Consider the following 13,055-nt stretch of genomic DNA (forward strand, 5'->3'; position numbering starts at 1 on the left):
TCGCTACTCACACCCCCGGTCCAGGTCGTTTTCCTGGGCGTCGTGGAAGCGCAGGAGGATGCGGCGGGGGAAGAAGCGCCGGAGGTTCCGGCGCACCTCGCGCTCAGGGCGCAGCGGGTCGTGGCCGGCCTGGGGGTCGCGGCCGAATGCGGCGGTGGTGGAGAAGTCGAGGAACTTCAGGTGCACCGTGGTGGTGGGGAAGCGCCAGATCAGCCGGTAGTCGAGGGGCGTCCCGCCGCGCTTGGCCTGGGCGCATTCCAGGGTGGGCGGGCCATAGGTCTCCTCGAGAAACTCCACCAGCCGTTCGAAGGCCGCCGGCGTCGCGCCCACCCGGCGCCGCTCCATCAGCACTTGACGCAGGCGGTCGGTCTCCGCGTCCATCTGCAGATAGGCGGTGAACGTCAGCTCGGCCATGACCACGTCGACCACCGCGAGGTCGGCATAGGCGCCGCCGTAGAGCCAGCGCCCCGGCAGAGGGCTGGCCAGCGTTCCCAGGGCGGCCTCCAACGCGGACCTCTCCATGCCCCAGCGCGCCGCGCCCCAGCCGGGCAGGTCGCTGGGCGCGGCCTGCGCCTTGGCGGCGGATACCAGCAGCAGCAGCGCCGGGACGAGCCCCAAAAGCCTACTCATCTGTCGCGGCCTGGCCATGGCGGTGGAAACCCCGCTGCCGGTTCGGTCATCGGCACCGTCGATGGGTGCCTCCACCTATGTGGGGGCGCCAGGCCGTTCGCGCAAAAAAATGCGGCGGCCCGGCAGGATGGGGCCGCCGCCAGTGGGAACCTGGAGACCGCCCGGCAGCAGTGACGAAAACGGGCGGTCCCCGACAGACTGCCCCCGCGGGTTAGGCGGGGGCGACAAGACAGGAGCGGTCAGAGCGCAAATGCGTGGTCAGACCGCATGCTCAGATCGCGCCCTGCCCCAACTGCTCGGCGATATAGTCGGCCTGCCGCAGGGCCAGGGCGACGATGGTCAGCGTCGGGTTCTCCGCCGCGCCGGTGGTGAACTGGCTGCCGTCGGAGATGAAGAGGTTGGCGATGTCGTGGGTCTGGCCCCACTTGTTGACCACGCCATCGCGCGGCTTCTCGCTCATGCGGTTGGTGCCCAGATTGTGGGTCGAGGGATAGGGCGGCGTCGGGAAGGTCCTGACCGCCCCCACCGCGTCGTAGACCGCCGCACCCTGCTGAAAGGCATGGTTGCGCATGGCGATGTCGTTGGCGTGGTCGTCGAAGTGCACATCGGGCACCGGCAGGCCGTGCTGATCCTTCATGGTCGCATGCAGACTCACACGGTTGGTCTCCTGCGGCATGTCCTCGCCCACCAGCCACATGCCGGCCATGTGGTCGTACATGTCCATGGCGGTGGTGAAACTGCGGCCCCAGGCGCCGGGGTTGAGGAAGGCCGCCATGAAGGGCAGGCCCAGCGACAGGGTTTCCATCTCATAGCCGCCGACGAAACCGCGCGACGGATCATTCACGGACTCGTCGGTGATGATCCCCGCCATGGTGGTCCCGCGGTACATATGCACCGGCCGGTCGAAGATGGCGTAGACGCTGCCGGTCATGTGGCGCATGTAGTTGCGCCCCACCTGGCCGGAGGAATTCGCCAGGCCATCGGGGAACATCGACGAAGCGGAGTTCAGCAGCAGGCGCGGCGATTCGATTGAGTTACCGGCCACCGCCACCGCCCGGGCCTTCTGGCGGTGCTGCTTGCCCTCGGCGTCGGCGTAGAGCACGCCGGTCACCTTGCCGGAGGCGTCGTGTTCGATCTGCAGCACCTGGCTGTTGGGCCGCACCTCCAACTTGCCGGTGGCCTCGCCCTTGGGGATCTCCGAATAGAGCGTCGACCACTTGGCGCCGGACTTGCAGCCCTGGAAGCAGAAACCGATCTGCTGGCAGGGCCCGCGCCCGTCGCGCGGGGCGGAGTTGATGGCCATGCGCCCGGTGTGGCAGTGCTTGTAGCCCAGCTTGTCGGCGCCGGCCTTCATGACCTTGAAGTTGTTGTTGCCAGGCAGGCCCTCGATGCCGTTGGTGCGGGTCACGCCCATGCGGTCTTCGGCCTTGGCGTAATAGGGCTCCAGGTCGGAAAGGCCGATGGGCCAGTCCAACAGGCTGGCGCCGGGAATGTCGCCGTAGGCGCTGCGCACCTTGAACTCGTGCTCCTGGAAACGCAGGGAGGCGCCGGCCCAGTGTACGGTGGAACCGCCCACCGCCTTGACGATCCAGGCCGGCAGGCCGGGGAAGTCCCTGGCCACCCGCCAGTCGCCGGAGGTGGTGCGCGCGTCGAGCCAGGAGATCTTGACGAACATCCCCCACTCGTCGTTGTCGAAGTCCTGGATCTCGTGGCGCCCGCCCGCCTCCAGGATCACGGTGTCGACCCCCTTGAGGGCCAATTCGGTGCCCAGCGTGCCGCCGCCGGCGCCGGATCCGATGACGACGACCACGGAGTCGTCGTTCAGGTCGTATGTCTTTGCCATGGTCGTGCCTCCCGCTCAGGCTTCCAGCCAGTCGATGTCGTCGAAGCCGCGGCTGATGTAGCCGCCCTGTTCGGCCGAGGGTCCCTCGTAGCCGAACTTCCCCCAGACTTCGGGCTGGTTGTAGAGGCCGGTGACCAGGCCGCCGCGGATCTTCTGGAAGAAGCCGCTACCCTCCAGGGAGGTGAGGATCGCCACCCGCTCCTCCTCCCAGGCCACCGAGAGATAGCCGCCGCCGTGGCGGGCCTGGGCGGTGGCGTCCAGCAGCTTCACGCCGTCCTCCAGCATGGCCTTCAGCTCGGCATCCTCGCCGGCCGAGGCGTCGTAGCCGATCATCGCCTGGGCGTAGTACTTGTCGGCCAGATGGTCGTGCGGATAGATGTCGCGGGCCATCTGCACCAGGGTCGCCATGGTCTCCGGGCTCAGGGTCTTCACCTCCATGGCCCAGGCCCCGCCGGCGCCCATGACGACGCCGCCGTTGACCACCGCGATCACGCCGGCCGTGCCGGCCCCGGCGGTCTTCAGGAACCGCCGGCGGGTGACTTTCGCCCGCTTGTCCAAGGTCCTCATGGCTTTCCTCCTCGATCCTTCGTGTTGTTCTGCCGTTGCCGGTCTTCTCTTCTTCTCTCTGCCGTGATCCTCAGCGATAGCGCCCATGGCATTGCAGGACCTCGATCTTGTAGCCGTCGGGGTCCTGGACGAAAAAGAACGCCGCCATCAGCGCGCCGTCGCGGTGAAATTCCTTGATGGGATTGGGCTGCAGCCCCAGTTCCTCGAAGCGCGCGTGCTCCGCCTCCAGATCTTCGACGGCGACCGCCAGGTGCCCATAGCCGGTGCCGTGGGTGTAGGGCTCGGCCTGGCTCTTGTTCACCGTCAGCTCGACCTCGAAGTCGTTTTCCGGATTGCGCAGATAGATCAGCGTGAAGTCGTCGAAATCGAAGCGGTCGGCGATCCCCAGGCCGAAGGCCTTATGGTAGAAGTCGGTGGAGCGCTCTTCGTTCATCACGCGGATCATGGTGTGGATGGCTTTGGCCATGGTTCGTGCTTCCCTGGTCAGTTGCCCGCGCCGCCCACGGCGGCCTGCAGATAGTCGATGATGTCCCGGCGGATTCCCGGGTCGGCCTGGCGGTAGAGCATGTAGGTGCCCGGCAGGAAGGCCTGGGGATTGGTCAGCCAGCCGTCCAGCCGGTCGGCGTCCCAGGCAAAGGTGGCGTCCTTCAGGGCCTCGGAGTAGGCGAAGCCGTCCAGAATGCCCACCTGCCGGCCGATGACGCCGGCGAGATGGGGGCCGGCCCGGCGAACGCCGTCGTCGGTGAGGCTGTGGCAGGTCTTGCAGTTCTTGCGAAAGAGCTCTTCGCCCCTGGTGCCCTCACCCTCGGCGCCCAATGCGGGCGCGGCCAGGGACGGCAACAGGGCGCAGGCGCAGAGCAGCTGGCGCAGCACCCGGCGATCCTCCCGAAGCGTTTGTCGTTGTTCTTTTGACGCTGCGGAAAGTCTAGCCGTAGCAGCCGCTTGGGTGGTGTTATGCCGCTACTACAGCGGCTCGAGGCACCGATCTGGGGACGGGGCTATAGCGTTTTCGACTTAAGCCGAAGCGGTTCCAGACCGCTCCCCCGCCCGGCCACCCATAGGATACTGGTGCTGGGTGGCCGGGCGGGGGAGCGGGCCGGCGCCGCCAAAACAAGAGAGCCTGCTAGACCGCGACGCCTTCCTCGACCGCCAGCTTGGCCGGCACCCGCGGCGCGGCGGCGAAACGCTTGTCGGTCAGATAGACCAGGCAGGCGCAACGCAGCAGCGAGGCGAAGTTGTGGATCTCGCCCTGCAGTTCCAGAACCTCTTCATAGAGCTCGGAAACGAACTGCGGCACGGTCATGCCTTGCGTGTCGGCGATGGTCTCCAGGATGTCCCAAAACCGCGCTTCCAGGCGCACCGAGGTGCTGTGACCGTTGATCCGAATGGAGCGGGTGACGAAGCGATAGGTTTCGGGATCCTGTCCGGCAAAGATGTGGCACATGGGTCTGACCTCCCCAGAGGCAGCGTGGCGGCCGACGGCGCCTGATCTTGCGGCTGGTCCTGCGGCCCGCGCGTCGGAACCCCACTGGATGAACATTTGTCGTTCTTGCTTGCAATAAGTATGAGAAGGGCAATCCCCCCTGTCCAGCCTCTCCTCACCCGGATGTCCGCGCGCCCATGGCATTCCGCCACCGCCAGGCGCTATGGTTGGACCCGACCCTGGACTCTCCCGATCCTTTCAAACAAGAGGGCCGCTAATGTCTGCCATGCCCGACACCCCGGAAGTGCCCGCGCCGGTTTCCCCGCCGCCCGAGATCGGCGCCAAGGACCTTGCCGCCTTCCGCCGCGACGGCGTGGTCTGCCTGCGCCAGGTCTTCGACCGGGCCTGGCTGGACGTCCTGACCCGCGGTATCGATGAGAACCTGGAACGGCCCAGCCCCAGGCAGGAGGTCCGCCGGCCCTCCGGGCAAGACGACGGGCCACGCTATATCGAGGACTTCTGGGTCTGGTCCGACTTTAAGCCCTTTGAGCGTTTCGTCCGGCACTCCCCCGCCGCCGCTCTGGCGGCGCAACTGCTGGACGCGCGGCGAATCAACCTGGTGATGGACAACTGGTTCCTGCGCGAAGCCGGCGCCACCGCCCGGCCGCCCTGGCACCACGACATCTCCTACTTCGACTTCGAAGGCAGCATGTGCGTGCTCTGGCTGCCGCTGGACGAAACCTCCAAGGAGGACGGCATCGCCTTCGTGCGCGGATCGCATCTCTGGAACCGGCTGTTCCTGCGCACCTACTTCGCCGATCACCGCACCGCCGGCGAACCGGGCCTGGTCAAAGGCCTGCGCTACGAGGCGCCGCCGGACATCGACGCCCGCCCCGAGGATTACGATCTCGTCTCCTTCGCCTGCAAGCCGGGGGACTGCGTCTTCTTCGACATGCGCACCCTGCACGGCGCCCTCTCCAGCACCACCCCCGCCAAGACCGTGCGGCGCTACACCCTGCGCATGACCAAGGAGGACGGACGCATCCGCTATCGCGGCGATTGGGCGCAGCAGGAGCGTGCAATCATGGAAGCCGCCGGCCACCGCGAAGGCGATGCCATCGACAGCGATTTCTTTCCGCGGCTCTGGGAAGGCTAAGCCACGAGCGGGATGTCACTAAAGGGCGTCCTGCAGGCTGTAGACGCCATAGGCGCCGGCCAGATAGGCCTTGCGCAAAAACGGCAGGGGAAAGGGCGGCAACGGCGCCCGCAACACGGCGGGCAGGGCCGCACCGCCCTGACGCCCGGCGACCAGGGCGGCCAGCGCGCGGCCGGCATAAGCGGTGAAGGAAACGCCGTTGCCGTGATAGGCCAGGGCGGCGTAGAGCCCCTCTTCGTTCAGCGCCCCAATGAAGGGCACCCAGGGCCGCGTCAGACACACCAGACCGCGCCAGAAACAGTCCGTCTCGACAGCCCGCCAGGCCGGGAAGTGACGCTCGAAGGCACGGCGCAGACGGTGTTGTCCCTGGACCGCCGCCACGGGAGAGCCGGAAACGCCGCCGCGCCCGCCGAACAGGAAGCGCCCGTCCGGCAGCAGGCGGAAATAGTGCAGCAGGCGGCGGCTGTCGGCGCACATGGTGGTCTCGGTCCAGCCCTGCTGGGTGCGCTCTTGCTCCGTGAGGGGCCGCGTCACCAGGATGTTGGAGAGCACCGGCAGCAGGCGCCCGGCAAGCGCTGGAAAGCGCGCCTCCTCGCTGTAGCCATTGGTGGCGACGATCACCTTGCGGGCGGAAAGGCTGCCCTGCGGCGTTTCCAGGCGGAAGCCGCCCGCCTCCCGCCGGAGCGCCGTCACCGGCGAGCGGCCGTGGACCGTGACTCCCGCATCGATGGCCGCCCGGGCGAGGCCGCGCAGATACTTCAGGGGATGCAGGCCGCAGCCGACCGGGACCAGCAGGCCGCCGTGGAAGCCCGCCGCCGCCAGGCCGCGCTCGGCAAGCGCGTCGTTGTCCAGCAGCGGACAGTTGAGGCCGAAGAGATCGCGGAACTGCGCCTGCTCTTCCCGGAGCCCAGCCATGCGGTTTGCCTTGTGGGCCAGGATGATCTCGCCGCTGCCGGTGAGGTCCGCCTCGATGCCGCGTTCGGCGCAGAAGGCGGTGACCAACTCCACGGCCTCCACCTGCACGCGGAAGAAGCGCCGCGTCTCCTCCAGGCCGTAGCGCCGGACCATGGTGGTGTAGTCCAGCTTCGCACCACCCAGGCAGCAGAAGCCGCCGTTGCGGCCGGAGGCGCCCCAGCCGGGATCGCCGGCCTCCAGCACCGTCACTTCGGCGCCGTCCTCCTCGGCAAGGGCGAGGGCTGCCGTCAGCCCGGTGTAGCCCGCCCCGATCACCGCGATCTCGCAGCGGGCCTCGCCCGCCAGCGGTGGCGTGGCGCGGCCCAGCGGCGCTGCCGAGGCCTCCCAGTAGCTGCCGATGGCGGCCTGGTGGTCGTAGAGCGCGGGGTGGTAGAGGCGGGTCAAGAACACTCCCGGGTCATCGCGGGTTCGGCACGAGCATAGAGCAGATCGCGCCCTAGGAAGAATGCCCTTGGCGGAGTAATCTGTTCCCAGAACAGGCCCGAACCGAAGGGCGGCATAGAACAGGGATCAGCACCATGGGCTTCTTCAGCAAGCTATTCGGCGGTGGCGGCGACGGCGGCGGGGAACCCGCGCCGACAGCCGAGGCGGAAGACTACAAGGGCTTCCAGATCCAACCGGCGGCGCGCCGGCAGGGCAGCCAGTGGCTCACCGCAGGGATCATCCGCAAGGAGATCGACGGCGAGATGAAGGAACACACCTTCCTGCGCGCCGACACCCACGGCTCCCAGAAAGACGCCAACGACTTCTCCCTGGTGAAGGGCCGCCAGATCATCGACGAACAGGGCGAGCGGATCTTCCGGGATTAAGGGGCCGGAAATGGATCTGAACGCCTTTCGCAGCAGCTTGGAAGCGGCGGAACCGCCGGCGGACCTGAGCGCGCCCCTGGCCGCCCTCTGGCAGGCGGCCAGGGGCGACTGGCACGCCGCCCACCGCCTCGCCCAGTCCGACAAGTCGGACGACGGTGCCTGGGTCCATGCCTATCTGCACCGCGTCGAGGGCGACGAGAGCAACGCCGGCTACTGGTACCGCCGCGCCGGCAAACCCCACGCGCAAAGCAGCCACGACGAAGAGTGGACCGCCATCGTCACGGCGCTGCTGTAGCCGCCGGCTCCCCGCGCCGCGCGCCGCCGATGCGCGGCACGGCGGCGAGGAGCTTGCGGGTGTAGGGATGTTGAGGCCGGCGAAAGACCTCCTCCACCATACCCTCTTCGACGATTTCCCCCTGGCACATCACGGCGACCCGCTCGGCGACATGGCGGACCACGGCCAAGTCGTGGGAGATGAAGAGGTAGCTGAGACCGAGACGTTCGCGCAGGTCCATGAAGAGGTTCAGCACCTGGGCCTGCACCGAAACGTCGAGGGCGGAGACCGGCTCGTCGGCGACGATCAGATCGGGATGGGTGATCAGCGCCCGGGCGATGGCGATGCGCTGGCGCTGGCCGCCGGAGAACTCATGGGGGAACTTCTCGGCGTCGCGGGCCTTGAGGCCGACGGATTCGAGCACTTCGGCGATGCGCGCTCTTCGCTCGTCGCCGGCAACGCCTTGCTCCAGGGCGTCCAGCGGCTCGGCGACGATCCAGCCCACCTTGCGCCGCGGATCGAGGGAGCCGTAGGGGTCCTGGAACACCATCTGGGCGTGGCGGCGTAACGCCCGCAGCGGGCCCAGCGCCAGGGCGTAGACATCCCGGCCCAGCAGTTCCACCCGCCCGGCGGTGGGCCGCTCCAGGGCGAGGACGGCGCGGGCGAGGCTCGACTTGCCGCTGCCGGACTCGCCCACCACCGCCAGGCTTTCCCCCTTGGCGAGCTGCAGGCTGACGGCGTTCAGCGCGCGGAAGCGCGGCGCCGCTTCGAAGAGGCGGCGGCGCGGCAGCGTGTAGTCGAGGGTCAGGTCCTCGACCCGCAACAGGGGGGCGGTCACCGTCATGCCGGCGCCTCGTCATCATGCGGGAAGAGACAGGCCACCCCGTGGCCGGGCACCAGGGTGCGTTCGGCCGGCGGGCGCGGCAGGCAGGCGTCGGCCGCACGCCGGCAGCGCCCGGCGAAGATACAGCCCGGCGGGCGTTGGTGCGGATCGGGCACTTGGCCGGGAATGGTCGCGAGGCGGTGCCCGGAGGGCAGATCGGCATCCAGGCCGTGGGGCGAGGCGGCCAGTAGGCCGCGGGTATAGGGATGGGCCATGCGGGCGAAGACCTCCGCCGTCGCCCCGCGCTCCACCACGCAGCCGGCGTACATCACCAGCATGGCGGCGGTGTTCTGCCAGACCACGGCGAGGTCGTGGGTGATCAGCATCAGCGCCATGCCGAGTTCCGCCGTCACCTCGGCGATGAGGTCCAGGATCTCCGCCTGGCTGGTGACGTCCAGCGCGGTGGTCGGTTCGTCGGCGATGAGCAGCGCCGGCTCGCAGGCCAGGGCCATGGCGATCACCACCCGCTGGCGCTGGCCGCCGGAAAGCTGGTGGGGATAGAGCTGGGGCGAGAAGCGCGGCGCCGGCAGGCCGACCCGCTGGAGCAGCGTCAGGGCGCGGGCCTCGGCCGCGCCACGCCCGAGCCCGAGGTGCCAGCGCAGACCCTCGGCCACCTGGTCGCCGATGGTCTTCACCGGGTTCAAGGCCGTCATGGGCTCCTGAAAGACCATGGCGATGCGCCGCCCCCGCACCCGGCAGAGCGCGTCTTCGTCGAGGGCCAGCAGGTCCCGGCCTTCGAACAGGATCTGCCCTTGGGCACGCGCCGCCGCCGGCAGCAGGCCCATCACCGCCAGCGCCGTCATCGACTTGCCGCAGCCGGACTCGCCGACGACGCCAAGGCTCTGCCCCGCGGCGAGTTCGAAGCTGACGCCGTCCAGCAGGGTGGCCGGGCCATCGGGCGTGTCGATGGTGACGCGCAGGTCCTGCAGGCTGAGCAGCGTCATGGCACTTCCATCTCAGCGCAGCCGCCGCAGGCGCGGGTCGAGAAGATCGCGCAGGCCGTCGCCCAGCAGGTTGAGCCCCAGCACGGTGATCATGATGGCGAGGCCCGGGAAGACCGCCAGCTGCGGGGCCAGGAACATCAGGGTCTGGGCCTCGTTCAGCATCTTGCCCCAGCTCGGGTTGGGCGGCTGGGTGCCGAGCCCCAGGTAACTGAGCCCCGCCTCGGCGAGGATCGCCAGGGCGAACTGGATGGTCATCTGCACGATCAGTAGGCTGGCGATGTTGGGGAGGATGTGGTCGAGGGTGATGCGGGTACGCCCACGCCCGGCGACCCGCGCGGCCAGCACGAAGTCGCGCTGCCAGAGGCTGAGCGCAGCGCCGCGGGTCAGCCGCGCGAAGACCGGGATGTTGAAGATGCCGATGGCGACGATGGCGTTGACCGCCCCCGGTCCGAAGAGGGCGGTGATCATCACCGCCGACAGCAGCGCGGGAAAGGCGAAGGTGAAGTCGTTGAAGCGCATCACCACCTCTTCGACCAGGCCGCGCCGGGCGGCGGCGAGGGCGCCCAGCGGCACCCCGATGCCGGCGCCGATGCCGACGGCGACCAGGGAGACGGCGATGGAATTCACCGCCCCGGCCATGATGCGCGAGAGCACGTCGCGGCCGAACTGATCGGTGCCCAGCCAGTGCTCCGCCGAAGGCGGCTGCAGCTTGCCCGGCACGTCGATGACGGCGATGGGATAGGGAGTCCAGACCAGGGAGAGCAGCGCCACCGCCACCAGTACCAGGGTGACGGCGAGGCCGATCATCAGGTTGGCCTGGCCGCGGCCGCGCTGCCAGAACTCACGCCAAGACCCTGCTTGCGGTTCAGAGGCCATGGCGCGCACCGCGCAGCCGCGGGTCCAGCACCGCGTAGAGCAGGTCGACCAGGAAGTTCACCACCACCACGCTGGCCGCCAGCAGGATCACCAGGTCCTTCACCACGATGAGGTCGCGCTGGGCGATGGCCTGGAAGATCAGCCGCCCGAGGCCCGGCAGGTAGAAGACGTTCTCGATGATGATGGTGCCGGCCAGGAGGAAGGAGAACTGCAGGCCCATGATGGTGACCACGGGGATGAGGGCGTTGCGCACGGCATGGCGCCAGAGCGCGGCGCGCCGGCTCAACCCCTTGGCGCGGGCGGTGCGCACATAATCCTCCCCCAGGGTCTCCAGCACCGAGGACCGGGTGACCCGCGCCAGGATCGCCGCCTGGGGCAGGGCCAGCGCCACCGCCGGCAGCAGCAGGGTCTGCAGCGCCGGCCAGAAACCGGCATCCCAGCCAGCGAAGCCGCCCGCCGGCAGCACCCGCCAATAGACCGCGAAGAGCAGGATCAGCAGCATGGCGAACCAGAAGTTGGGAATGGCGATCCCCAACTGGGTGAAGCCCATGACGCCGACGTCGGCGGCCTTGTTGCGCTTGGCCGCCGCCAGCACGCCCAGGGGAATGGCCAGCGCCGTCGAAAGCACGATGGCGATCAGCGCCAGCGGCAGGGAGAGGCCGATGCGTTCGCCCACCAGTTCCCAGACCGTCACGCCGTAGGTGTAGCTGCGCCCGAGATCGCCGGTGAGCAGCCCGCCGACCCAGATGAGGTAGCGTTCGAGGGCCGGCTTATCGAGCCCCATCTCCGCGCGCAGGGCCGCCAGGGTGTCTTCGCGCGCATTGACCCCCAGCATGATCGCCGCCGGGTCGCCCGGCAGCACCTCCATCACCAGGAAGACGACGAGGCTGGCAACCAGAAGCGTGACGACCAGGGCGGCCAGCCGCTGCAGGACGAAGAGGGCCATGACGCGCTAGCCGGTGGCCGAATAACCGCCCCCTCCCCCCTGGTGGGGGAGGGTTGGGGTGGGGGGGACGAGGCAGATCCGCATGCTCATGCGTTACCGGCTTGCGCCGACCCCCCTCCTCATTCCTCCCCCGCAAGGGGGGAGGACTCCTTCGCGCGCCGCTCGACGCGTTACTGCCAATAGACCGCGGTGAGGTCGTTGGCCTGCACCGGGCTGTTCTCCCAGAGGCCGATCACGTCCTTGTTCCAGACGCCGTGCTTGGCGAGCTGGAACAGGAAGACGTTCACCGCGTCGTCGGAGAGCTTCTTCTGGGCATCGGCCAGCAGGCCGTAGCGGGCGCCCTCGTCCACCGTGGCGTTCAGCTTGGCCATCAGCGCCTTGAAGTCGGCGTCCTGGTAGTTGAAGTAGTAGGTCTCGCGGCCGTAGATGCCGATGTCCATGGGCTCGGTGTGGGAGACGATGGTGAGGTCGTAGTCGGTGCCCCGGAAGACTTGCTCCAACCACTGGGCCCACTCGACCTGGCTGATCTCGGTTTCCACGCCGACGGCGGCGAGCTGGGCGGCGATGATCTCGCCGCCGCGCCGGGCATAGCTGGGCGGCGGCAGCTTCAGGCTGAGCTTCAGGCCCTCGGCATAGCCGGCTTCGGCCAGCAGCGCCTTGGCCTTCGCCGGATCGTAGGCATAGCTGGCGGTCAGGTCGACATAGGCCGGGTGGTGCGGGGCGAAGTGGGTGCCGATGGGCGTGCCGTAGCCGAACATGGCCCCGTCGATCACCGCCTGGCGGTCGACGGCGTGGGAGAGGGCGCGGCGCACCCGCAGATCGCTCAAGGGGCCGCGGGCGTTGTTGATGGCGAGGATGGTCTCGCCTTCGGTGCTGCCGATGACCACCTTGAAGCGGGGGTCGGCCTCGAACTGCGCCAGCGCCTCGGGCGCCGGGAAGTTGGCATAGGCGTCGATGTCGCCGGCAAGCATGGCCGCCGTGGCCGCTGCCGGATCGGGGATGATCTTGATGGTCGCCTTGGCCAGCTTGGCGGGTCTGCCCCAGTAGCTGTCGTTGCGCACCATCTCCACGCGGTCACCCTTGACCCAGCGCTCGAAGGCGAAGGGCCCGGTGCCGACGGGCTGGCTCTTGTTGGTCCCGGCGCTTTCCGGCGCCACGATCACCGCGTCGCCCCAGCCGAGATTGAACAGCAGGTTGCCGGCCGGCTGCTTCAGGGTGATGACCACGGTGCCCGCATCCGGCGCCGCCACCTCGGCGATGGCGCCGAAGAGCCCTTTCTGGGCGTTGGTGCTGTCCTCGGCCATGGCGCGGTCGAGGGAGAACTTCACGTCCCCGGAGTCCAAGCCCGTCCCGTCGTGGAAGGTGACGCCGGAGCGCAGGGCGAAGGTGTAGGTGAGGCCGTCGCCGGAAACACTCCAGCTCTCGGCCAGGGCCGGCTGCACCGTGCCGCTGCTGTCGATGCGGGTGAGCCCCTCGAAGATGTTGGCGTAGACCACCTCGTCGATGGCCGCGGCCGCCCCGGCGGTGGGGTCGAGGTGCGGCGGCTCGAGCGGCATGGCGAGGGTGAGGCTGTCCTTAGCGGCGGCCTGCACCGCGCCAAAGCCAAGCAGCCCACAGGCGATGGCCCCGGCAAGGATGCCGCGTGCGAGAGATCGTGTCATGGTTGTCCTCTGCCTCCTTCGGTCAGCCGCGCGCAGGGCGGCCCGCCAGGGGCGCGGCGCGGTCCCAT

Annotated in this window: 15 protein-coding genes; 3 read left to right on the forward strand and 12 right to left on the reverse strand. The window is 68.9% G+C overall.

Translation table 11 applies throughout. The features are described 5' to 3' along the window. Nucleotides 1–3: 3 nt before the first annotated feature. The 6 genes from Q0996_RS21165 to Q0996_RS21190 all read right to left on the reverse strand — a co-directional run bounded on the left by Q0996_RS21165 (nucleotide 4) and on the right by Q0996_RS21190 (nucleotide 4,484). Nucleotides 4–630 (reverse strand): hypothetical protein, encoded by a 627-nt coding sequence (locus Q0996_RS21165; RefSeq protein ID WP_299624544.1) that lies wholly within the window; start codon nucleotides 628–630, stop codon nucleotides 4–6. Nucleotides 631–901: 271 nt separating this feature from the next. After that, nucleotides 902–2,473 carry a GMC family oxidoreductase gene (locus Q0996_RS21170; RefSeq protein ID WP_299624547.1) on the reverse strand — a complete coding sequence of 524 codons (1,572 nt, stop codon included), beginning with the start codon at nucleotides 2,471–2,473 and terminating at the stop codon, nucleotides 902–904. A gap of 15 nt (nucleotides 2,474–2,488) precedes the next feature. Then, the gene (locus Q0996_RS21175; RefSeq protein WP_299624550.1) at nucleotides 2,489–3,040 is read right to left on the reverse strand and encodes a hypothetical protein; all 552 of its coding nucleotides are present in this window, start codon (nucleotides 3,038–3,040) and stop codon (nucleotides 2,489–2,491) included. A 70-nt stretch (nucleotides 3,041–3,110) separates the two neighbouring features. Next, the gene (locus Q0996_RS21180; protein WP_299624553.1) at nucleotides 3,111–3,506 is read right to left on the reverse strand and encodes a VOC family protein; all 396 of its coding nucleotides are present in this window, start codon (nucleotides 3,504–3,506) and stop codon (nucleotides 3,111–3,113) included. A 17-nt stretch (nucleotides 3,507–3,523) separates the two neighbouring features. Further along, on the reverse strand, nucleotides 3,524–3,913 hold the full coding sequence (locus Q0996_RS21185; RefSeq protein WP_299624556.1) for a cytochrome c family protein: 390 nt from the start codon (nucleotides 3,911–3,913) through the stop codon (nucleotides 3,524–3,526). Between the two features lie 250 nt (nucleotides 3,914–4,163). Beyond that, nucleotides 4,164–4,484 carry a ribbon-helix-helix domain-containing protein gene (locus Q0996_RS21190; RefSeq protein WP_299624559.1) on the reverse strand — a complete coding sequence of 107 codons (321 nt, stop codon included), beginning with the start codon at nucleotides 4,482–4,484 and terminating at the stop codon, nucleotides 4,164–4,166. 256 nt (nucleotides 4,485–4,740) lie between these two features. Here Q0996_RS21190 and Q0996_RS21195 point away from each other — a divergent pair, with 256 nt between their 5' ends. Beyond that, nucleotides 4,741–5,619: a phytanoyl-CoA dioxygenase family protein gene (locus tag Q0996_RS21195; RefSeq protein ID WP_299624562.1), complete on the forward strand. Its 879-nt coding sequence runs from the start codon at nucleotides 4,741–4,743 to the stop codon at nucleotides 5,617–5,619. Nucleotides 5,620–5,637: 18 nt separating this feature from the next. Here Q0996_RS21195 and Q0996_RS21200 read toward each other — a convergent pair whose 3' ends face one another. After that, nucleotides 5,638–6,978, reverse strand: a complete 1,341-nt coding sequence (locus Q0996_RS21200; protein ID WP_299624564.1) for an FAD-binding oxidoreductase — start codon at nucleotides 6,976–6,978, stop codon at nucleotides 5,638–5,640. 134 nt (nucleotides 6,979–7,112) lie between these two features. On the opposite strand from Q0996_RS21200, the gene Q0996_RS21205 reads away from it, so the two are divergent. Together Q0996_RS21205 and Q0996_RS21210 are read left to right on the forward strand one after the other, a co-directional pair. Then, a complete protein-coding gene (locus tag Q0996_RS21205) occupies nucleotides 7,113–7,403 on the forward strand; it encodes an HlyU family transcriptional regulator (protein ID WP_299624567.1) in 291 nt (96 codons plus the stop codon). 10 nt (nucleotides 7,404–7,413) lie between these two features. Continuing rightward, a complete protein-coding gene (locus Q0996_RS21210) occupies nucleotides 7,414–7,698 on the forward strand; it encodes a hypothetical protein (protein WP_299624570.1) in 285 nt (94 codons plus the stop codon). Here Q0996_RS21210 and Q0996_RS21215 read toward each other — a convergent pair. The 5 genes from Q0996_RS21215 to Q0996_RS21235 all read right to left on the reverse strand — a co-directional run bounded on the left by Q0996_RS21215 (nucleotide 7,682) and on the right by Q0996_RS21235 (nucleotide 12,987). Beyond that, a complete protein-coding gene (locus Q0996_RS21215) occupies nucleotides 7,682–8,521 on the reverse strand; it encodes an ATP-binding cassette domain-containing protein (protein WP_322096774.1) in 840 nt (279 codons plus the stop codon). The genes Q0996_RS21210 and Q0996_RS21215 overlap by 17 nt on opposite strands. Continuing rightward, nucleotides 8,518–9,504, reverse strand: coding sequence for an ABC transporter ATP-binding protein (locus Q0996_RS21220; protein ID WP_299624573.1), 987 nt, complete (start codon nucleotides 9,502–9,504; stop codon nucleotides 8,518–8,520). Before Q0996_RS21220 ends, Q0996_RS21215 begins: the two co-directional genes overlap by 4 nt. A gap of 12 nt (nucleotides 9,505–9,516) precedes the next feature. Then, nucleotides 9,517–10,380 carry an ABC transporter permease gene (locus Q0996_RS21225; protein ID WP_322096775.1) on the reverse strand — a complete coding sequence of 288 codons (864 nt, stop codon included), beginning with the start codon at nucleotides 10,378–10,380 and terminating at the stop codon, nucleotides 9,517–9,519. After that, nucleotides 10,370–11,326 (reverse strand): ABC transporter permease, encoded by a 957-nt coding sequence (locus Q0996_RS21230; protein WP_299624576.1) that lies wholly within the window; start codon nucleotides 11,324–11,326, stop codon nucleotides 10,370–10,372. Before Q0996_RS21230 ends, Q0996_RS21225 begins: the two co-directional genes overlap by 11 nt. A gap of 170 nt (nucleotides 11,327–11,496) precedes the next feature. Then, nucleotides 11,497–12,987, reverse strand: a complete 1,491-nt coding sequence (locus Q0996_RS21235; protein WP_299624578.1) for an ABC transporter substrate-binding protein — start codon at nucleotides 12,985–12,987, stop codon at nucleotides 11,497–11,499. Nucleotides 12,988–13,055: the final 68 nt, after the last annotated feature.

Origin of the sequence: Pelagibius sp., from assembly GCF_028289705.1 — a bacterium.
GTDB lineage: Bacteria > Pseudomonadota > Alphaproteobacteria > Kiloniellales > Kiloniellaceae > Pelagibius.